Source organism: Mycobacterium talmoniae (genome assembly GCF_001854525.1).
Classification (GTDB): domain Bacteria; phylum Actinomycetota; class Actinomycetes; order Mycobacteriales; family Mycobacteriaceae; genus Mycobacterium; species Mycobacterium talmoniae.
Genome location: NZ_MLQM01000089.1, coordinates 1 through 20814, shown reverse-complemented (window position 1 = coordinate 20814; position 20814 = coordinate 1). Strand labels below are relative to the sequence as shown.

Below are 20814 nucleotides of genomic sequence, written 5' to 3'. Positions count from 1 at the left end.
CTCTAGTGGATCGCCGCCGGCCGGCGGCGATCCACTAGAGTTCTCAACACCTATTCACACAGGTCCCCCGCCCTCGCCGCCCTCGGGGACGTGTTGAAAACTCCTTGACGCCTGCTGGCGGGTGGTGGGCTCGGTAGGTCGGGAACGCGATCGTGCGGATTTGGGAACGTTCCCGGGTCGGTGCTTGGGACAGCCTGCCCAAACCGGAGATTGTCGCGTGAGGCCGCCAGCGTAGTGGCCGGGCGTGACCGGTCATTGGCTGGGCAGCCGCCTCTTGAGGGCGGCGAGTTCTTCCCGAAGCGCAATCGGCAGGGTGTCGCCGCCGATGGTGGTGTACCACTGGTCGATCAGCTGGGTTTCGGCTATCCACTCCGCATCGGAGACCTCCAGTGCGGCGGTGATCGTGGCGGGGTCGACGTCCAGCCCGCTTAGATCCAGGTCCGTGGCGGTGGGCACGTATCCGATCGGCGTCTGCTGGGCCGCTGCGTGACCATCGATCCGCTGCAGTGCCCATTTGAGGATTCGGGAGTTCTCCCCGAACCCGGGCCACAGGAACTTGTTGTCGGCGTCGCGGCGGAACCAGTTGACGTAGAAGATCTTCGGTAGCCGTTCGGGTTCGGTCTTGGTGCCGATGTCTAGCCAGTGGGCGAAGTAGTCGGCCACGTTGTATCCGAGGAACGGCAGCATCGCCATCGGATCGCGGCGCACCACGCCGACCTTGCCGCTGGCGGCCGCAGTGGTTTCCGACGAAAGAATCGACGCGAGGAACACCCCGTGCTGCCAGTTCAGTGATTGGGTCACCAGGGGAATGGTGCTCGCACGTCGGCCGCCGAAGAAGATCGCCGAAATCGGCACCCCGGCGGGATCGTTCCATTCCGGGGCAACGGTGGGACATTGCGCAATCGGGGTGCAATACCGCGAGTTTGGATGCGCGGCAGGTTCGTTGCTGGTCGGAGTCCAGTCCCGGCGTCGCCAGTCCATCAGATGGGCGGGCACTTTTTCGGTCATGCCCTCCCACCAGATGTCGCCGTCGTCGGTGAGCGCAACATTGGTGAAGATCGAGTTGCCCTTGTCGATGGTGGCCATCGCGTGCGGGTTGGTCTGCGCGCCGGTGCCGGGAGCGACACCGAAGAATCCGGCTTCGGGGTTGACCGCGTAAAGCCGCCCGTCATCGCCGAACCGCATCCAGGCGATGTCGTCGCCGATGGTTTCGGCTGTCCAGCCGTCGATGGTGGGTTCGAGCATCGCCAGGTTCGTCTTCCCGCACGAGGACGGGAACGCTGCCGCGATGTAGTGCACCTTCTTCTCGGGCGAGGTGAGTTTCAGGATGAGCATGTGCTCGGCCAACCAACCCTCCTCGTTGGCCATCTTCGATGCGATCCGCAGCGAGAAGCACTTCTTGCCCAGCAGCGCGTTGCCGCCGTATCCCGAACCGTAACTCCAGATCGTGCGCTCTTCGGGGAAGTGGGAAATGTACTTGACGTGATCGCACGGCCAGGCCGTGTCGGGTTGGCCTGCTGGTAACGGTGCACCGACGGAGTGCAGGCACTTGACGAATTCAGTGCCGGCGGCGAGTTTCTCCCACACCGGTGTGCCCGAGCGGGTCATGATCTGCATCGAGGCGGCCACATACGCCGAGTCGGTCACCTGCACCCCGAACTTTGGCTCGGGCGCGTCGATCGGGCCCATGCAGAACGCGATCACGTACATCGTCCGTCCGACCATAGCGCCGCGATAATGCTCGGTCATCACCGTCTTCATGTCGACGGGGTCCATCCAATTGTTCGTGGGACCAGCGTCGGCCTGCATGACCGAGCAGATGTACGTGCGGTCCTCGACCCGCGCGACATCCTCGGGATCCGATGCGCACCAAAAGGAGTTCGGTTTGTGCTGCAGGCGCACGAAGGTGCCGGTGTTCACCAAGTGCGTCGTCAATAGTTCCCATTCGGCGCGTGATCCGTCGCACCACACAATCTGGTCGGGTGCGGTGAGATCGGCGATCTCGGCCACCCAGGACACGATGTCGGGGTGAGTGGTCGGCGCTGTCTTGATCCTGTCGGCGATGGGGGTTGCCATCTTGTTCACTCCTTGCAGATCGATACTTCGGGCTCATTAGGACGGTGGGCGGTGCGGCAGACATCCATTAGCTAAGTATGCATTTTAGAAAAATCGCAATCAGCACTCGTCATGGTGCGGTCCGCCTGCGCCTGTGCGCTATCCGACGTGCTTGCCGAGTAGGTCGGGCGGTGCGGGCACCTCCTTGAGGTGCTCGGCCTGGCCGGCCACGACACCATTGAGGATCTCCCGCGCCGTCTTCAGCAGATCCGCCACACGCGGCGAAGTCAGCGAGTAGGAGACCGACAGCCCGTCGCGGCTGGCAGTGACCAGACCGGCCCGACGCAGGATCGCCAACTGCTGGGACAAGTTCGCCGGTTCGATTCCGACCTCAGGCAGCATCTCCGAGACGGTGTGTTCGCGCTGACTGAGCAGCTCCAACACTCTGACGCGGGCCGGGTGACCCAACGTTTTGAAGAATTCGGCCTTCATCCGGTACAGCGGTTGGCGCGAACTCGCGACCACGGCGCCTCCTGGCGTATCGCTCGGAACGGGGTCCCATGCTCACCAACCGCGGCCAGTGAGCTAGTTGCGAATGTTAGCAAGTTGACCATCCTATGGTCGTGCAGATAGGAAGAACGTGTTCTAGTTCGAGTCGGTGAGAGGTGTCCATCGTGGGAATTCCGGTGATCGTGGAGGCGGTGCGTACGCCGATCGGCAAACGAGGCGGCTGGCTATCGGGGCTGCACGCGTCCGAGATTCTCGGCGCGGCACAAAAGGGCCTGGTGGAGCGTGCCGGCATCGACCCGATGCTGGTTGAGCAGGTCATCGGTGGGTGCGTCACTCAGGCCGGCGCGCAGTCCAACGATGTCACCCGCACCGCCTGGCTGGCGGCGGGCCTGCCTTGGCAGGTGGGAGCCACGACGATCGACTGTCAGTGCGGTTCTGCGCAGCAGGCCAACCACCTGATCGCCGCACTGATCGGCACGGGCGTCATCGATATCGGCATCGCCTGCGGAATCGAAGCGATGAGCCAGGTCCCGCTGGGCGCCAATGTGGGTACCGAGGCCGGCCCGCGCCGGCCGGAGTCTTGGGACATCGACCTGCCGAACCAGTTTGAGGCTGCCGAGCGGATCGCGCGTCGGCGCGGGCTCGGCCGCACCGACGTCGAGGTCCTCGGGGTGCGCTCGCAGGTGCTGGCCAAGCAAGCCTGGGACGAGGGCCGGTTCGCCCGTGAGGTGCTCCCGGTGACCGCTCCAGTCGTCGATGAGCACGGCAGCACGACCGGCGAAAAGCAGTTCGTGACCCGCGATCAGGGTTTGCGCGACACCACCGCCGAGTCGCTTGCCACGCTCAAGCCGGTGGTCGACGGCGCGATCCACACCGCCGGTACTTCTTCGCAGATCTCCGACGGCGCAGCCGCGGTGCTGTGGATGGACTCCGACCGGGCTAAGGCACTCGGGCTGCGGCCGCGAGCGCGGATCGTCTCGCAGGTCCTTGTCGGGGCTGAACCTGAGTTTCACCTTGACGGCCCGGTGCAGGCCACCGCGAAGGTGTTGGGCAAAGCAGGGATGAAGATCGGCGACCTGGATCTGTTCGAGGTCAACGAGGCGTTTGCTTCCGTCGTGTTGTCGTGGGCGCAGGTGCACCAGCCCGACATGGACAAGGTCAACGTCAACGGCGGTGCGATCGCGCTCGGTCACCCTGTTGGTTGCACCGGTTCGCGGCTGATCACCACCGCACTGCACGAGCTGGAACGCCGCGATGGTTCCACAGCCCTGATCTCGATGTGCGCGGGCGGCGCGCTGGCCACTGGCACCATCATCGAACGCATTTAGCCAGCCCGCCGCCAGCTACCGGCCGGACCCGCCGCCACCCGCGGCGACTACCCGATGACCCTGGGGAACAGCTTCGCGTCGCTGCCTGCGCACCGCGTCGACCGGCGTCAGCCTAAGCGCTCGATGATAGTCACGTTGGCGGTGCCGCCGCCCTCGCAGATGGTTTGCAGACCGTAGCGGCCTCCGGTGCGCTCCAATTCGTTGAGCAGAGTGGCGAACAGCTTCGTACCAGTGGCACCGAGCGGGTGGCCAAGGGCGATCGCGCCGCCATTGGGGTTCACTTTGGCAGGATCGGCACCGGTTTCCTTGATCCAAGCCAGCACGACTGGGGCGAAGGCCTCGTTGATCTCGACGACGTCGATGTCATCGATTGTCAGCCCGGCCTTGGCCAGTGCGTACTCGGTAGCGGGGATCGGCGCGCTGAGCATGAAGATGGGGTCGGCGCCGCGGGCGCTGAGGTGATGGATGCGGGCGCGGGGTTTTAGACCGTGGGCCGCCACCGCGGACTCGGAAGCAACGAGAGCAGCGCTAGCGCCGTCGGAGATCTGGCTGGCTAGGGCCGCAGTGAGGCGCCCGCCCTCCACGAGGGTGTTCAGTGCGGCCATCTTTTGCAGGCTGGTCTCGCGGGGGCCTTCGTCGACGCGGAAGTCCCCTACCGCCACGATCTCGTTATCGAATCGGCCCGACGCGGTCGCGTTGCGGGCGCGGTGGTGGCTGCCCAGCGCCCAGCTCTCCATGTCCTCGCGGCTGATGTCCCATCGCTGCGCGATCAGCTCCGCGCCGCGGAACTGCGAGACCTCCTGGTCTCCGTAGCGACTTTCCCAGCCGGGCGAGTCCGCGAAGGGGGTCTGGAAACCGAACTGGGCGCCGACAGCCATTGCCGAGGCGATCGGGATCATGCTCATGTTTTGCACGCCACCCGCGACGATCAGGTCGGCGGTGCCGCTCATTACGGCTTGGGCGGCGAAGTGCAGGGCTTGCTGACTCGATCCGCACTGACGATCAACCGTCACTCCCGGAACGTGCTCGGGTAACCCCGCGGTGAGCCACGCGGTGCGGGCGATGTTTCCGGCTTGCGGACCGATTGCATCCACACAGCCGAAGATCACGTCGTCGACCTGTGCCGGATCCATGGCGTTGCGGTCGATCAGCTGCCTGATCACGGCGGCCCCGAGGTCGGCGGGGTGCATCCCGGCCAGCGCGCCACCCTTCTTGCCGACCGCGGTGCGGATGACGTCAACGATGTATGCCTCGCGCATGCAAGCACTCCTCACCGTGTTTTGAGATAGCCGCCGACCTGCATCCGAACTCCTGCCGGACCGGGCAGGCAGCGCCGGTCGATCTAACCAATCAAATGCTTGGTGGAGCATACGGCACGTCGCCTGTTCCGACTACGCGCCAGCAGCCCCGCCCCTATCGATCCCCCTTGCGTAGCAGATGATAAATTCTTCAACTTGTTGATTGCAGGAGTGTGTAAGTCTTCAGGAGTGTGTGGTGTCCGAGCCGCTGTACAAGCTCAAGGCGGAGTTCTTCAAGACCCTGGGCCATCCGGCACGGATCAGGATCCTGGAGCTGCTCTCAGAGCGAGACCGGTCGGTGGGTGAACTGCTGCCGGAGGTGGGGCTGGAGTCGTCGAACCTGTCGCAGCAGTTGGCGGTGTTGCGGCGTGCAGGTGTCGTTGAGGCGCGCAAGGACGGTAACTCGGTGATCTACTCGATCACCTCGCCCGATATTTCTGAACTGCTGGCGGTGGCGCGCCGGGTGCTCACCGGGATGCTCAGTGACCGCGTCGCCGTGCTGGAGGATCTACGCGCCGGCAGCGCGGCGCAGTAACGCGATGGGCTGGTTGCGCAAGATTTTTCGGGTCGGCCGTGTTGTCGAACCCGGCGGCCGCCTACCCGCCGCCGTGGTGGAATCACCTGCGGGTGTGCGGGGTTCGTTACAAATCCGGCATGTCGATGCCGGATCGTGCAATGGCTGTGAGGTGGAGATCTCTGGTGCGTTCGGCCCGGTCTACGACGCGGAACGGTTCGGCGCGCGGCTGGTCGCCTCGCCCCGGCACGCCGATGCGCTGCTGGTGACCGGTGTGGTGACGCGGAATATGGCTGGCCCGCTGCGCAACACGCTGGAGGCGACCCCGCGCCCCCGTGCGGTGATCGCGTGCGGGGATTGCGCGCTGAACCGTGGGGTGTTCAAAGACGCCTACGGCGTGGTCGGGGCGGTCGGTGAGGTGGTGCCCGTCGATGTCGAAATTCCGGGGTGCCCGCCGACACCGGACGAGATCGTCGCCGCGCTGCGGTCGGTCACTGGTAAATGAGCACCGTCCTGGCGCCTGCACCAGCGCCTGATATCGCACCGGGCAGCAGCATCGGCCCGCTGTTGGCCGGGATGGTGACGTCGGGTGTCGGCGCGAGTGGTGTCGGGCTTGGCGTGCTCGGGATGTTCGGGCCGGCGACCTCGGTGCATGTCGGTTGGCTACTTCCGCTGTGTGGGGTACAGCTGAGTCTGGACGCGTTGGGGGGGTTGTTCATCGCGGTCACCGGTGGGGTCGCGGTCGCCGTCGGTGTTTACGTGATCGGTTACGCGCGCCGCGAGCATTTGGGGGTCGTTCCGCTGGTGGTGTTGCCGCTTTTCGTCGCGGCGATGATGCTGGTGCCGGCGGCGGCATCGGTTACGACGTTCCTGGTGGCATGGGAGCTGATGGCACTGTCCTCGCTGGTGCTGGTGGTAAGCGAGCACACCCGTGCGCAAGTGCGCGCAGCCGGGTTGGTGTACGCGGTGATGACGCAGCTCGGGTTCGTCGCCCTTCTGGTCGGGTTGTTGGTGTTCTCGGCGGCCGGTGGCGCGGACCGGTTCGCTGACCTGGTCGGGGTGTCCGACGGAGTGCGCGCCGCGGTGTTTGTGCTGACCCTGGCCGGGTTCGGGTCGAAGGCCGGCCTGGTGCCACTGCACGCCTGGTTGCCGCGCGCGCATCCCGAGGCGCCGAGTCCGGTGTCGGCGTTGATGAGCGCGGCCATGGTCAATCTGGGCATCTACGGCATCATTCGTGTCGATCTGCAGCTGTTGGGTCCGGGTCCGCGCTGGTGGGGGCTCACTCTGTTGATCGTCGGCGGCGTGTCCGCGCTCTACGGGGTGGTGCAGGCTTCGGTGGCGACCGATCTGAAACGACTGCTCGCGTATTCGACCACCGAGAACATGGGGTTGATCACCCTGGCGTTGGGCGCGGCCACGCTGTTCGCTGGATCCGGCGCTCACGGTCCGGCCACCGTCGCCGCGGCCGCGGCGCTGCTGCACTTGATCGCACATGCGGCCTTCAAGAGCCTCGGCTTCCTGGCGGCCGGATCGGTACTGTCGGCGACCGGGCTGCGTGATCTGGATCGGCTCGGTGGGCTGGCGCGGCGGATGCCGGTGACCACCGTGCTGTTCGGGGTGGCCGCGCTCGGGGCGTGCGGGCTGCCGTTGGGCGCGGGCTTCGTCGGTGAGTGGCTGCTGCTCCAGGCGTTGATCCACGCCCCGCCCGGACACGACACGATCCTGGCGCTGACGACGCCGCTGGCGGTGGGGACGGTTGCGCTGGCCACCGGTCTGGGCGTGGCGGCGATGGCCAAGGCGTTCGGCATCGGCTTTCTGGCTCGCGCCCGCACCGAGCAGGCCAGCGCTGCGCGCGAATCACCCGCCAGCATGCTGGCGGGGATGACGGTTCCAGCGGCCACCTGCCTGGTATTGGGGGTGGCCCCGGTGGCCGTTGCGCCCGCGTTGGGCAGGGTGCTGCAGACGCTGCCCGCATCGCGACCTGTCGACTTCGCCGGCTTGGGTGCTGTGGTGCGGCTGCCCGGGCTGCCGGGGTCCATCGCACCCGCCGCGCTCGCCGCTGGTGTGGTGGCCGCTGCCGTTGCGGCGGCCGGTTTGGGGCGGTGGCGCTGGTGGCGGCGCCCGGCTCCGGGCACCTTACCGTTATGGGCGTGTGGTGCAGACGATCTCACCGCGCGGATGCAGTACACGGCGACTTCGTTCGCCGAGCCGCTGCAGCGGGTCTTCGATGATGTGCTGCGTCCCGACACCGATGTCGAGGTGACCCATACCGCTGAGTCGCGCTATATGGCCGACAAGGTCGTCTACCGGTCGGCGATCGGCGATGCGATCGAGCAGTGGCTCCACACGCCGGTGCTTCGGGCTGTGCACAAGGGCGCCCAGCTGGTGCGGCGGGCACACACCGGCAGCGTGCACCTCTACCTGGCCTATGGCGCGCTGGGGGTGCTGATCGTGCTGGTGGTGGCCCGGTGAACGCCCTGTCGTATGCGGTAGGAGCCGCACAGATCGGTGCCGTCATGGTCGGTGCGCCGTTGGTGATCGGGCTGACGCGGCAGGTGCGGGCTCGCTGGGAGGGCCGGACCGGCGGGGGGCTGCTGCAACCATGGCGTGATCTGCGCAAACAGCTTGGCAAGCAACAGATCACCCCTGCGGGTACGACGGTGGTGTTCGCGGCCGCACCGGCGGTCGTCGCCGGCACCACGCTGCTCATCGCCGCGATCGCGCCGCTGGTGGCCACCGGATCGCCGCTGGATCCGGCCGCTGACCTGTTCGCTATTGTCGGGCTGCTGTTCTTGGGCACCGTCGCATTGACCCTCGCCGGCATCGACACCGCGACCGCGTTCGGCGGCATGGGGGCCAGCCGCGAGATCACGATCGCCGCGCTGGTGGAGCCGACCATCCTGTTGGCGGTGTTTGCGCTCTCCATCCCGGCCGGATCGGCGAATCTCGGTGCGCTGGTGGCCACCACGAGCGCTCACCCGGGTCAGGTGGTGTCGTTGGCCGGGGTGCTGGCGTTCGCCGCGTTGGTGATCGTGATCATCGCCGAGACCGGGCGGCTGCCGGTCGACAACCCGAGCACTCATCTGGAACTGACGATGGTGCACGAGGCAATGGTGCTGGAGTATGCAGGTCCGCGGCTGGCGCTGGTGGAGTGGGCGGCCGGGATGCGGTTGACGGTGCTGCTCGCGCTGCTGGCCAACCTGTTTGTGCCGTGGGGTATCACGGGCCCCGAGCCGACCGTGACCGACGTGGTGGTCGGGATTGCCGTGATCGTGGCGAAAGTGACGGTACTGGCGACGCTACTGGCCACCGCCGAGGTCTTCATTGCGAAGTTGCGGCTGTTCCGGGTTCCTGAACTGCTGGCCGGGTCCTTTCTGTTGGCGCTGCTCGCGGTGACGGCCGCGAACTTCTTCGTAGTGCGGGGGTGAGCACGCAATGATCACCCCTGACTTCGCGATCCTGGTCGACTTCGCCGCCGGCGGGCTCATGTTGGCGGCGGTGCTCATTGTGTGGCGGCGCGATCTGCGCGCCATCACCAGCCTCCTCGCCTGGCAGGGTGTCGCTGTGGCCGCGATCCCGCTTCTGCGCGGCGCACACGACGGGGACATCGAGCTCGTGGGCCTCGGTGTGGCGGTGTTCGCCCTGCGGGCGGTGGTGCTGCCGTGGCTGCTGGCCCGGGCGGTACGGGCCGAACCGCGAGCGCTGCGGGAGGCAACCCCGCTGGTGAACACCGCCAGTTCACTGCTCATCACCGCCGGGTTGACCGTGGCAGCGTTTGCCATCAGCCAGCCGCTGGCCAACCTCGAACCGAACGCATCGACCAGCGCGGTCCCCGCCGCGGTCGCGGTCGTGCTGGTCGCGCTGTTCGTGATGACCACGCGCCGTCACGCGGTATCGCAGGCGGCCGGTTTCTTGATCTTGGACAACGGGATCACGGCGACCGCCTTTCTGTTGACCGCCGGCGTGCCGCTAATCGTCGAACTCGGTGCGTCACTGGACGTGCTGTTCGCTCTCATCGTGATCGGAGTCCTGACCGGTCGGCTGCGCCATACCTTCGGCGGTGCGGACCTCGATGCATTACGGGAGCTGCGCGACTGATGACCGCACTACTGCTCACTGCGATCCTCACGCCCGTGCTGGCGGCGATCGTCAATCTGGTTGTGGGATGGCGGCGCGCCTCCGCTCTGTTCACCGTGACCTCGGCGGCGGTCGCGCTCGCGTGCGGGGCGGCACTGGGTTTCGGCGTCGGTTCCGGGCCGCACCTGGCCGCGGGTGGGCTGCTGCGCGCGGACGCACTGACCGCCACCATGCTCCTCGTCGTCGGAATGGTCGGCACCCTGGCCACCGGGGCCGGCATCGGCTACATCGACACCGAACTGGCCGAAGGCCACATCGATGCGCGCGCGGCCCGGCTGTACGGGGTACTAACACCGGTGTTTCTGGCCGCGATGATTCTGGCGTTGTGCGCCAACAACATCGGCGTGATCTGGGTAGCGGTCGAGGCCACCACGATCGCCACCGCGTTCTTGGTCGGGCATCACCGCACCCGCACCGCGCTGGAAGCGACGTGGAAATACGTGGTGATCTGCTCGGTGGGGATCGCGGTCGCGTTCCTGGGTACGGTGCTGCTGTACTTCGCCGCACGCCACGGCGGCGCACCGGCAGACCAGGCCCTGAACCTCGACGTGCTCGCCGCCCACGCCGACCTCCTGGATCGGCGGGTTGCCCGGTTGGCCGGTGGGCTGCTGCTGATCGGGTACGGCGCGAAGGTCGGCTTGTTCCCGTTTCACACCTGGCTGGCCGATGCCCACAGCCAGGCACCCGCGCCGGTCTCGGCGCTGATGAGTGGCGTGCTGCTGTCGGTGGCATTCTCGGTGTTGATCCGGCTCAAACCCATCATCGACACCGCCGCGGGGGCCACCTTCCTACGCACCGGGCTGTTGCTGGTCGGGTTGGCCACGTTGCTGATCGCGGCGCTGATGCTCACCGTGACCGGTGACCTCAAACGGATGCTGGCGTACTCGTCGATGGAGAACATGGGCCTGATCGCGATCGCCGCGGCGGCGGGGACCACGCTGGCGATCGCCGCGCTGCTGCTGCACGTCCTCGCGCACGGCATCGGCAAAACCGTGTTGTTCTTGGCCGGTGGCCAACTGCAGGCCGCGCACCACTCCACGGCGATCGCCGACATCACCGGTGTCCTGCCACGTTCGCGGCTGGTCGGCGGTGCGTTCGCGGCGGGGCTGGTAGTGCTGCTCGGCCTGCCCCCGTTTGCGATGTTCGCCAGTGAACTGGCGATCGCTCGCGCGCTTGCCGACGCGCATCTGGCCTGGGCGCTGGGTGCCGCCATGCTGCTCATTGCGGTCGGGTTCGCGGCGCTGGCACGCAACGCGGGCCGCATGCTGCTGGGCACACCCCCGGTCGCCGCACCAGCGATCCCCGCACCGGCCGGTGTGGGCGCCGCCCTGCTCACCGGGGTCGTCGCCGCCACCGCGCTCGGCATCACCGCGGGCCCGCTGGCAAGTTTGTTGAGCACCGCGGCAACCCAGATCGGGGTGCTGCGGTGAACCCGGATCGGCTGCGGCACCGGTTATCCCAAACCGAGCTGGCAGATCGAACCCAAGAACTTCTGGCTTTAGGGTTCCGTCTTGGCCTGGTCGCCGCCCACGATGACGCTGACCAACTGCGCATCGTGTATTTGTTTTTGGCCGGCTACCCCGATCGCCGGGTTGAGCTGGAATGCGTCATTCCCCGGGGTGCCCCCACGCTTCACTCGCTTGCCCACCTGTCGTTCCCGGCTGGCCGGTTCGAGCGCGAGATGGCCGACCTGTACGGCATCCAACCGGTCGGCCATCCCAAACCACGCCGGCTGGTCCGCCACGCCCACTGGCCCGAGGACTGGCATCCGATGCGCACCGACGCGGGACCGCCGCCGGAATTCACGTCCAGGGCCGGGTTCCCGTTCGTGACCGTCGAAGGACCCGGGGTGTATGAGATCCCGGTCGGTCCCGTGCACGCCGGGCTGATCGAACCCGGCCACTTCCGCTTCTCCGTCGCCGGCGAAACCGTGCTGCGTCTGAAGGCTCGGCTGTGGTTCGTGCACCGGGGAATTGAGAAACTCTTTCACGGCCGTCCCGCCACCGCCGCTGGTGACCTGGCCGAGCGCATCAGCGGCGACACCTCCGCCGCGCATACACTCGCGTATAGCCGGGCAGTCGAGGATGCGCTGGGCATCCCCCTTCCCGATGAGGTACACCGGTTGCGGGCGTTGCTCGTCGAACTGGAACGGCTCTACAACCATGCCACCGACCTTGGCGCACTGGCCAACGACGTTGGGTTCGGCCTGGCCAACGCGCACGCTCAACGCATCCGCGAACAACTGCTGCGGCTCAACGCCGCCGTCACCGGGCACCGGCTGTTGCGCGGGGCGATCCACCCGGCGGGAGTTACGTTACGCACCCTGCCCGACCCACACGTGCTGCGATCGATCGCCGCCGACCTCGCCGAGGTCGCCCAACTGACCGTGGCCAACACGATGGTCTATGAACGCTTCGCGGGCACCTCGGTGCTGCGCAGCGGCGATGCCCGCGCGGTGGGCTGCCTCGGCTTCGTGGCGCACGCCAGCGGCGTGCGCAGCGATGCCCGAGTGGAACACCCCACCACCGCGCTGCCCGTCACCGAGATCGGGGTACCCGACGGCGACGTGCTGGCCCGCTACATGGTGCGCCGCGACGAATTCGCCGCGTCCGCGGAGCTGGCCGCCTACATTATCGAATCACACACCGGCCCAATCGCATACGCTGACACAACGCCGTCGATGAACGCGAGCGGCAGCGGAGTCGGCATCGTCGAAGGCTGGCGCGGCACCATCGTGCACCGCGTCGAGATCGACGCCGCCAGCCGCATCACCCGCGCCAAGATCGTCGACCCATCCTGGTTCAACTGGCCCGCGCTGCCCATCGCGATGGCCGACACCATCGTCCCCGACTTTCCGCTGACCAACAAAAGCTTCAACCAGTCCTATGCCGGCAATGATCTCTAATACGTCGCTACCCGCAGACCCTGCGGGCGAAGACAGCAACAGCAGGACCGTTGGCGTCGACGCAACTCATCGGACCGCCGCAAGACCCGCAACCGGCGGCGACGATCTGGTCATTGAACGTTTGCGAAACATTCACGCCGCCGTCTCATGCGGGGCGGGGCATGGGGCTACCTTGCTTGTATTTCTTGCCGCGACGTGGACGGTCGCCCTGCCGGCCATCGTCGCGCACGTCAAAGGGAGAAATTGATGCTCCTGGAGTTTTGGGAAAACTTCCGCCATAACCTGTTCAAGCCGCTGCTGCTGTTCTTCTATCTCGGGTTTTTGATCCCAATCCTCAAGGTGGAGTTCGAGTTCCCCTATGTGATCTACCAGGGCCTGACGCTGTACCTGCTGCTGGCCATCGGCTGGCACGGCGGTGAACAGCTCGCCACCGTGGCCCCCTCCAGCATCGGCAGCGTCGCCGGGTTCATCGTCTTGGGCTTCGTATTGAACTTCGTGCTCGGCCTGCTCGCCTACCAGCTGCTGACCCGGATGACCTCGATGCGACGCATCGACCGGGCGACAGTCGCCGGCTATTACGGGTCCGACTCGGCGGGAACGTTCGCCACCTGTGTCGGTGTGCTGGCCACCCTGGGTATGGCCTTCGACGGCTACATGCCAGTCATGCTCGCCGTCATGGAGATGCCTGGCTGCCTTGTCGCGCTGTATCTGGTGGCGCGGCTGCGCCACCGGGGCCTGGACGCCGCTGGATTCATGCCCGGCGAACGCGGCTACACAGCACCGCTCAGGCTCGGGCCTGGCGCCGCGACCCAGCCCGGCCCCGGACAGAACCTCGACGCCGAGTACGAGCCGGCGCTCGAGGAATTGGAGATGTCGCTGGAGAAGCGGGAGCATCCGCAGCCAACCGCCGCCCAGCCGGGCCCGGTCACCGCCACCAAGCTGCTGCGGGAGGTGCTGCTCAATCCGGGGCTGTACCTGCTGTTCGGCGGCATCGCCATCGGTTTGATAAGCGGGTTGCAGGGCCAAAAGGTCGTCCATGATGACGACAACGTCTTCGTGGCAGCGTTTCAGGGCGTGCTCTGCCTGTTCCTGCTGGAGATGGGCATGACCGCCTCCCGCCACCTCAAGGATCTAAAGACCGCGGGCCGAGGTTTCATCGTCTTCGGGGTCCTGGCACCCAACCTGTTCGCCACGCTGGGCATTGCGGTCGCTCATAGCTACGCCCACCTGACCCACACTCACTTCCAGCCGGGCAGCTACATCCTGTTCGCGGTGCTGTGCGGTGCGGCGTCCTACATCGCCGTCCCCGCTGTACAGCGGCTGGCGATCCCCGAGGCCAGCCCCACCCTGCCGCTGGCCGCATCGCTGGGCCTGACCTTCACCTACAACGTCACAATCGGGATCCCGGTCTACATCGAGGTCGCCAAGGCCATCACGGAGCGGTTCCCGATCAGCTGAGACACTCCTCCAACCCGCCTGTGGACTGCCGACGGCCGCATCTGTGAGCGCCAGGTCCTCGACACCGGGGAAAAGCATTTGTAGTCCTGCCCGGTCGCAAAGATCTACCCGCGCGGCAACAGCAAGGGCAGCTACCGGTGGTATATCGAGTACGCGCCGTCGTGCGGCACCATGCGCCGCGCACGTATCGACACCACCGAGACGGATCGCGAGCGCGGCTACAACCGCGCCGAACATCTGCGCCAACACGTCAAAACCGATGAACAACACCCTCGACCGCACCCTCTACGGCGGACGCATGATCGCCTACAGCGCCGTGCGCCAACTTGACCGTCATGCTCGTATTCGCCATCGGCCGCAACGCCATCGCCGTCTATCTGCACCGGCGATGACAACCTCACGAGCGAGCCGCCTAACGCCGGACACCGCGACCAGCGTCATCCCACGCCGGCCACGCCCGCCCAGCCGTCGCGTGGCATTTGTCGTGCCAGCTAAACTCACACCCGCCACTCCCTGACCGGCCGACACCTCCTATCGGCTCGTCCAGAGTGGCAGGAGGACGTCCAGGACACCGCTAAAATCCGCTGGTCACGCCAATCGGCGGGGTCTTAGTCAGGTATTCGAGGACGTCCCCCGCCGGCCGCGGCGCGCGAACGGGCAGACCGTTACCGATTGGCCAGATCACTCCTCCCGGCCTAGCCGGGAGGAGTTCTTTAAGCTGAGATCCACTATGTCTGCGCGGCGGAGATCAGCGCGGCGGAGGATCGTCGATCAGGGCTGTGAGTCGCCGGCCGATGCCCAGAGCCCTGTCGGCTTGAACATGGGTCAGTTCGGAGGCGGCTGCGGCGCTGGTGACGAACGCGGCTTCGTCTGCGAACAGGTTTTGGAATCGGATGTACACGTCGCGGACTGCGGGGTCGATGACTTCCCCCGCAGGGCCAATCAGCGGGTTGGACGTATCGACGGCGACGACTGCGACTGCGGCGAGTCGGGCGGCCATCTCGGCCAGTTCGTTTCGAGTTTCCTGGCTCGCGAGCGGTATGACGATCGGAATGGTCTCGCCGCTGGTCGTGGGCGCAGGTGTCGGTCGTTGTGGTTGGGTGTCGTCGATGGCGCGAAATGGGCCGGCGGTCAGCATGGCGTCGAGGAACGTTGGCAGGTCCGTGTGGGTCGCTCCGAATGGCACCACTGTGATGTGTTCGTCGGCGTGGTGCTCGCTCTGGGCGGCCTGGACTTCAGAGCTGCGCACCAGTCGGTAGTGTGAGTATTCGCTGTTCAGGTAAGTGCGCAGCCAGTTGCGCAGAGCGGTGAAGTTGGGATCACGCATACCGGCGCCGAAGCCACAAAAGACGACGGTCTTACCCCAAACCAAAAATCGGAGGAACTCAGCGGCGTGTTGATCGCTGAGAACGTCAGCGTAGGAGGACGAACCGAACACCACGGAGGCGGGTTCCCTCCAGTGGCCGTGGATGTGAATGATCGCGTGATCATCACCACGAAAGACCCGCTGGATCGTGGTGTTATCGCGCCAGGCGACGGCGGGCCATCCCGTTGCCTCTGACGGTATGTCATCGTAGTTCGTTGTCGCGATGAGCGATCCACGCTCAGCGTAGAGCTTGATGACGTCGGTCAGGGTGGTGTCTTCGATGTGCAGGGCCCCAACAGTATCGCGCAGCCATCGGCGGTACTGCGGGTTGGTACGCCCGCCCAGGCCGCTGGTCGCTTTCTCCGCCGCGGCGATCAGGTCATCGTCATAGGGGCTGGTGACGTCGGCTTTGGCGCGGTCAGCCCACACTTGGTCTCGCTCGCCGAGTTCGACGCAGCGGTCGATGGCATCGTTTACCAACCCCTGCCACATACTCAGGCGGTGACCATTCGTGGCGGCGGCGGAGACACCCGCACCGAGGATCAGCACCAGTTGCTTCTTAGACAGCGCGGTGCGGATCGCGTTGACGGCTGTGGCGACGCGGTTGTCGTTCATCGGTTACTCAGTGGCTTCAATGTCGGTTCCGGCTTCGGGTTCGATGGTGATGACATGTGGTTGCAGCGTGGGGAACTGGGCCCGGACAGACTGGTAGAGCTCGGTGCCGGGCGGGCACTCGAGTGTGACGAGCATCGTCCATTTCAGAGGAGGGGTTCCCCTGGTCAGCACCGCCCTCTGCCGTGAGAGGTGCTGCAGTTCGATGCGTGGCCCCACCATCGCAGTGGTGAGCTTGTGGTTGATGACTTGCACCGACTCCCACTTGCCACCGGCACGGCGACTGGCTTCCGTCTTGCTTTGAACGGTCCAGCTTTTCGTATCCGGCTGCGCGGATCGCTTCCACCCGACCGCCTCCAGTTCGACGACCTTGTGCATGTCGCGGGTCAGGCTCAGCGACTTTCTCTCTTTGTCGTCAGTGGGAGAGGTAAACGTATACACGGTCGTGTCGGGGCGCAACGTGATGTTCAGGCCGGCACCGACATAGTCGCCGGCGTCGCTGGGGTTCACTTCCGATGTCGACACCACGGTGATCCGCAGATTGACCGGGGCCGCCATCCCGTCGGGCATGGGGATGGCCATGACGTCCACCTCGTCTCGGGTGGTTTGCCCTTCGTACAGCACGTGCACGACATGGGCGGCCGTGTAGTCGATTTCCGGGTAATCCGACGGCAAGTGGCCGTACCCGACATGGTCGGGATCCTGTCCTCGGGCCCGGTCAGCGAAATGAATGGCACAACAACGCAGCACCGTGGGCGTGCGGTATTCGAGTCCAAGACGTGTCGCAGCGTTGGCTAATCCGTGCACGACCAGCGGCGCTGCGCAACTAGTTCCCTGGAAAAGCAGTGGGGTTGCGTCGTTGTCGACTGCGATGAAGGGCTCGGACTCGGCGCCGCCGAAAGCCACACCGGTAGGCAGGATTTGGGCGGAGGTGCGACCTGGGCCAGTGGGACTGTACGAGGCGCGGGTCGTCCCGGTCGGATTGTCAGTGGCGCCGACAGCGATGCCGTTGACGGTGTCCGCGGGGACAAGAACCCGGTTCATCCGCGTGGTGGCGTCGAGTTCGCCGTTGTTGCCGGCGGCGACGACGAACAGGACATCTTCTTCGAACGAGAGCTGGTCGATGGTGGAAGTCCAACGGTCGACGTGGTCGTCCGTCACGATTAGGTCAGGGCCGATACAGACCAGAACGATGTCGAAGTCGTTGCTGCGGATTACTTTTTCCATGGTGTCGAGTAACCAGTACATCTGAAGGTCGTGTTGGCGGCCCTCTTGCGGAATCGCGGCGTAGTGGGTGATGTCCAGGTTGGCCGGCGGTGGCAGCACCTGGCCCGTCAGATGCCCGTAGAGCATGGCGCTGGTCACCAGTGCACCGTGGGCACGACTATTCCCGTGTGGGACGGGGCTACCAATTTCACATCCGACGACCCGGCCCTGCCACACGTCGCGGTCGGCATCGACGCCCCCGTCGAAGACCGCGACTTTCAACGGTGGAACACCGCTACGCGGTGGGCGACCAGACAAAGTGAATGTGAGCGGCAATTGGCCCGACGGGATCGGGGCCGGTATTTGCCGCAGCCGCGGCATCGGCTGGCAAATCCGGACCGAGTTGTGTTGGAGCACTTCTGCCAAACCGCCCTCATCGATTCTGGCGGGTACGAAGGTCGCCGTGTCGTTGCGCCGTATCCACTCATTCTCGATCGTCCCTCCTGACGAGGAAACCACAGCGGTGACGCTGTCGATGGTGGCCGCGCCGGCCGCCGCGGGTGCACCGTCGACGTCGGGTTGGCCGTGCAAGACAATTTCGACCAGACTGCCGTCCGCACCTAAGGACTCGAACGGTTCGCGCGGCGCAGCATGGGCGAGCGCGATCGTGTCGAGCGCCTGGATTCCATCCTGGATCTCCTGGATGGCGTGGGGAGCACCTTGCGCGATCTGCTGCAAGGTCGCCAGACCGTCCTTGGGGACAGCGACGTACACCGTGCGAGCATTGTCCTGGACCGCCGAGCCAACGTGAACAAATCCGCAGTCACGGAAGAGACGTTGGGGGTACACCGACGCGGCCAGCGCGTAGTCGTGGAGCACGACCTCCAAAATGGGATGCTCACCGATGTACCGATCAGGTGTTGAGGCCAGAGCTTCTGCAGCAGTGACTGTTTGGGCGAGAACGCGGGCCGCGGCATCCTCAATAGATACCCGCCACGTCTTTTGCCGGCGAGCTGACGATGTCACGTCGACGGCAAGCTTGAGGGTCTCTCCCCGCACGAGCAGTGGGCGCCCGGCCGCCGGTTCAATCCGTGGATTGTCGAAGGCACCGTCCACCCCGGAGCTCATTGACCCAGCCTAGGGTGCAGCGCTAGGTTCACCGCCGGTTTTTGATCTTGTTTTGCACGGTGGTGTGGCTGACGCCGACGACCGAGGCGATCTTGCGTTGCGAGTAGCCTCGGCCGGCGAGTGCCTCGATGACGCCGGGCTGGTCTGCGCAATCGAGACCGTTCTGGCTGAACAGTTCAAGGACGTCGTCGAACTTGGGTGCCCGGTTTTGCATCCCCGCTGCCCGCCGGATCCGCAGCGCGTATGTCGCGATATCCGAACCGGACCAATCGTTGGACATCGAGGCCAGAATCGCCGCGTCCGCATCCGACAGAGATGGCACGAGGCTCTGCCAGATTTGTTCACGTGCGGCCCTGCCGGGTTTGGGCAGGCGCACTGTGACCTCGAATCGCCGGTGCACCGCCGCATCCAGAAGCTGCGGGTGATTGGTGGCGCCGATCAGCAAGTGGTTTTCGGGCCAGCTTTCCAACGCGAGCAACAAAACGTTGACCAGACGCCGGACCTCACCGATATCGGAGCTACTCGATCGCGCGCTTCCGACCGCGTCGAACTCATCGATGAACAGTACAGCATCGGTGTCAGCGGCTGTTTCCAATGCAGCAACAAGGTTTTGGCTGCTTCGACCGAGTTGTTTGTTCATTACCGCGGCCAAGTCCAGCCGAAGCAGTGGACGGCCCAGCTGCGCGGCGATCCAGCGGGCGGTCATGGTCTTACCGGTTCCCGGATCACCGGTCAGCAACAGCGTGCGTGTGGCGGGGATACCGAGAGTTTTCAGGGATTCGCTGCGGTACTCCTCGATGACGGCGGTCAGCAACCGGTGGACCGGTGGATCCAGCACGGGATCCACCGGATCGACACTGTCCCAGGTCAGACTGTCCGGCAGTTCCAGGTCCGGTTCAGTTTGCGGCAGTATGAACCGCTGACCCGGCACGCGGCGCGGACCTGACCACTGCGACAGGCCACCGTCGTCTCGCACTGCCGCCGGTTCGGCTGGCGCGGTAATCGTCGATACCACGGCAAGCAAACTTTCCAGCAGGGCGGGGTTGGTGGTCAGCGCCGTGGGTGGGCGGCGCAAAACCCGGCCGAGCATCTGTTGCATCCGCGCCGGGTGTCCATGCAGGCCAGCGGTGACGGCATCAACGAATTCCGCGGACTGGGGGTCCAGTTCTGCGCGGAAAGCTCTGATGCCGCCTACCTGTGCAGTTGCCACAGACCCATCCTGACATGTGTCGATATCGATCGTGAACCCGGCAAGTCTCGGTGAAGTATCAGCCGATCTTGCCACCGTGGTGGGATCGCTGTTGGGTAAATGATGGACCTAAGGTCCGACAAGTCCTGGTTTACCGTGCTGGGTGCCCCGCAAGAACCCCTGATCGCGCTGGGCGCCATCACCACCGCACCGCTTGCCGCTGCATGGCAGGGCCGCTTGCGCGTCACCATATAGCCCCCAGCTACGGATAAATGGGCCTATCCTGCTACAGCATATAATCTACAGGCCTGATGGGGCTGCAACCCCGTGTCATGGGAGAGTCGGTTGGTGTGGTGAGCGACCCTGGTCGCAGACCTCAGGTCAATGCCAGGCTTGAGCAACGTGCTCATGACGTTGTGCGCGCCATCGCGTTTGTCGATGGCACTTCCGAAGCCGAAGTCGTCCGTCGGGCGGTCGCCGACCTTGTAGCGCGACGGGAGAATGAGGACGACATTAAGGACGTGCTGCAGATAGTGGCCAAGCGGCGTGGGCGCAACGGCGACGCACGATGACCCCTCGGCGATGAACCTGGCGGCGTTAGTTTGAGCTAGGTAGGCGGGCCGAGTTTTTCGACGGTTTGTGCGGTGTAGGTGGTTTTGGCGTTACCGCCGGGGGTGGTTTCGATTTTCATGATCGCCTCGATGCGAATGCGATCACCGACGGCAAGGCCGCGGGTTTGGCCGGGGTCGACGCGGCCGAGTTTGACCGTGACGGCCTCGGCGTCGTCTTGCTGGACCAGCCAGGAGCTCACCGCGCTGACGGTGAGGTATTCACCGACGATGGACACCGACTGCTCGTCGAGGTTGGCATGTTCGACCACGTCGGCCATGTAGGCCGCCGCCGTGGCGGTGACCCGGACGCGTCGGGTAGTGCGGGAGGGTTGTTGCCAGTCGATATCTATGTCAAACCCGGCACGGTCCTGAGTCTTTGCCAGGTCCCGCACGGCCGAGGCGGTGCGCGGGCCCATAGCGCCGAGCTGGTGCACGAACGCTGATTCATCGGGGCTGGGGCCGATATCGTTGCCGGCGGCGAACACATCGATGGCCGC

At 65.6% G+C, this 20814-nt stretch carries 16 protein-coding genes and 1 pseudogene; 10 read left to right on the top strand and 7 right to left on the bottom strand.

The genetic code is table 11. The features are described from left to right. Positions 1-252 precede the first annotated feature (252 nt). The gene (locus BKN37_RS16055; protein WP_071027599.1) at positions 253-2076 is read right to left on the bottom strand and encodes a phosphoenolpyruvate carboxykinase (GTP); all 1824 of its coding nucleotides are present in this window, start codon (positions 2074-2076) and stop codon (positions 253-255) included. Between the two features lie 138 nt (positions 2077-2214). Continuing rightward, positions 2215-2580 carry an ArsR/SmtB family transcription factor gene (locus BKN37_RS16050; RefSeq protein ID WP_071027589.1) on the bottom strand — a complete coding sequence of 122 codons (366 nt, stop codon included), beginning with the start codon at positions 2578-2580 and terminating at the stop codon, positions 2215-2217. 149 nt (positions 2581-2729) lie between these two features. On the opposite strand from BKN37_RS16050, the gene BKN37_RS16045 reads away from it, so the two are divergent. Then, a complete protein-coding gene (locus BKN37_RS16045) occupies positions 2730-3893 on the top strand; it encodes a steroid 3-ketoacyl-CoA thiolase (protein WP_071027598.1) in 1164 nt (387 codons plus the stop codon). A gap of 107 nt (positions 3894-4000) precedes the next feature. On the opposite strand, the gene BKN37_RS16040 is transcribed toward BKN37_RS16045, so the two are convergent. Continuing rightward, complete coding sequence (locus BKN37_RS16040; protein ID WP_071027587.1) at positions 4001-5152, bottom strand: acetyl-CoA C-acetyltransferase; 1152 nt, start codon at positions 5150-5152, stop codon at positions 4001-4003. A gap of 232 nt (positions 5153-5384) precedes the next feature. On the opposite strand from BKN37_RS16040, the gene BKN37_RS16035 reads away from it, so the two are divergent. From BKN37_RS16035 to BKN37_RS16000, 8 genes are all read left to right on the top strand, one after another. Further along, positions 5385-5726 carry a lsr2/espR transcriptional regulator gene (locus BKN37_RS16035; RefSeq protein ID WP_095407109.1) on the top strand — a complete coding sequence of 114 codons (342 nt, stop codon included), beginning with the start codon at positions 5385-5387 and terminating at the stop codon, positions 5724-5726. Between the two features lie 4 nt (positions 5727-5730). Then, on the top strand, positions 5731-6210 hold the full coding sequence (locus BKN37_RS16030; protein ID WP_071027585.1) for an NADH-quinone oxidoreductase subunit B family protein: 480 nt from the start codon (positions 5731-5733) through the stop codon (positions 6208-6210). Beyond that, entirely contained in the window at positions 6207-8177 is a 1971-nt protein-coding gene (locus BKN37_RS16025; protein WP_083341838.1) for a proton-conducting transporter transmembrane domain-containing protein, read from the top strand. The genes BKN37_RS16030 and BKN37_RS16025 overlap by 4 nt, the downstream gene beginning before the upstream one ends. 5 nt (positions 8178-8182) lie before the next feature. Next, positions 8183-9133, top strand: coding sequence for a respiratory chain complex I subunit 1 family protein (locus tag BKN37_RS16020; protein ID WP_071027591.1), 951 nt, complete (start codon positions 8183-8185; stop codon positions 9131-9133). A 7-nt stretch (positions 9134-9140) separates the two neighbouring features. Then, positions 9141-9803 (top strand): hypothetical protein, encoded by a 663-nt coding sequence (locus BKN37_RS16015; RefSeq protein WP_071027583.1) that lies wholly within the window; start codon positions 9141-9143, stop codon positions 9801-9803. Then, entirely contained in the window at positions 9803-11272 is a 1470-nt protein-coding gene (locus tag BKN37_RS16010) for a proton-conducting transporter transmembrane domain-containing protein (protein ID WP_071027581.1), read from the top strand. The genes BKN37_RS16015 and BKN37_RS16010 overlap by 1 nt, the downstream gene beginning before the upstream one ends. Beyond that, positions 11269-12747: a hydrogenase large subunit gene (locus BKN37_RS16005; RefSeq protein WP_071027579.1), complete on the top strand. Its 1479-nt coding sequence runs from the start codon at positions 11269-11271 to the stop codon at positions 12745-12747. The genes BKN37_RS16010 and BKN37_RS16005 overlap by 4 nt, the downstream gene beginning before the upstream one ends. A gap of 246 nt (positions 12748-12993) precedes the next feature. Beyond that, entirely contained in the window at positions 12994-14205 is a 1212-nt protein-coding gene (locus tag BKN37_RS16000) for a sodium-dependent bicarbonate transport family permease (RefSeq protein ID WP_071027576.1), read from the top strand. A gap of 748 nt (positions 14206-14953) precedes the next feature. Here BKN37_RS16000 and BKN37_RS15995 read toward each other — a convergent pair. Genes BKN37_RS15995 through BKN37_RS15985 form a run of 3 tightly spaced genes read right to left on the bottom strand, consistent with a single transcriptional unit; the run spans position 14954 to position 19727 of the window. Beyond that, the gene (locus tag BKN37_RS15995; RefSeq protein WP_071027574.1) at positions 14954-16186 is read right to left on the bottom strand and encodes an SIR2 family protein; all 1233 of its coding nucleotides are present in this window, start codon (positions 16184-16186) and stop codon (positions 14954-14956) included. 3 nt (positions 16187-16189) lie between these two features. Beyond that, positions 16190-18517, bottom strand: a complete 2328-nt coding sequence (locus BKN37_RS15990; protein WP_083341837.1) for a S8 family serine peptidase — start codon at positions 18515-18517, stop codon at positions 16190-16192. A 28-nt stretch (positions 18518-18545) separates the two neighbouring features. Continuing rightward, positions 18546-19727: an AAA family ATPase gene (locus BKN37_RS15985; protein WP_131823625.1), complete on the bottom strand. Its 1182-nt coding sequence runs from the start codon at positions 19725-19727 to the stop codon at positions 18546-18548. A gap of 290 nt (positions 19728-20017) precedes the next feature. Between BKN37_RS15985 and BKN37_RS28905 the strand changes: the two genes are divergently transcribed. Next, positions 20018-20278, top strand: a complete 261-nt coding sequence (locus tag BKN37_RS28905; RefSeq protein ID WP_131823624.1) for a hypothetical protein — start codon at positions 20018-20020, stop codon at positions 20276-20278. A 35-nt stretch (positions 20279-20313) separates the two neighbouring features. Here BKN37_RS28905 and BKN37_RS15980 read toward each other — a convergent pair. Further along, a pseudogene (locus tag BKN37_RS15980) lies at positions 20314-20814 on the bottom strand (hypothetical protein); the annotation flags it as partial.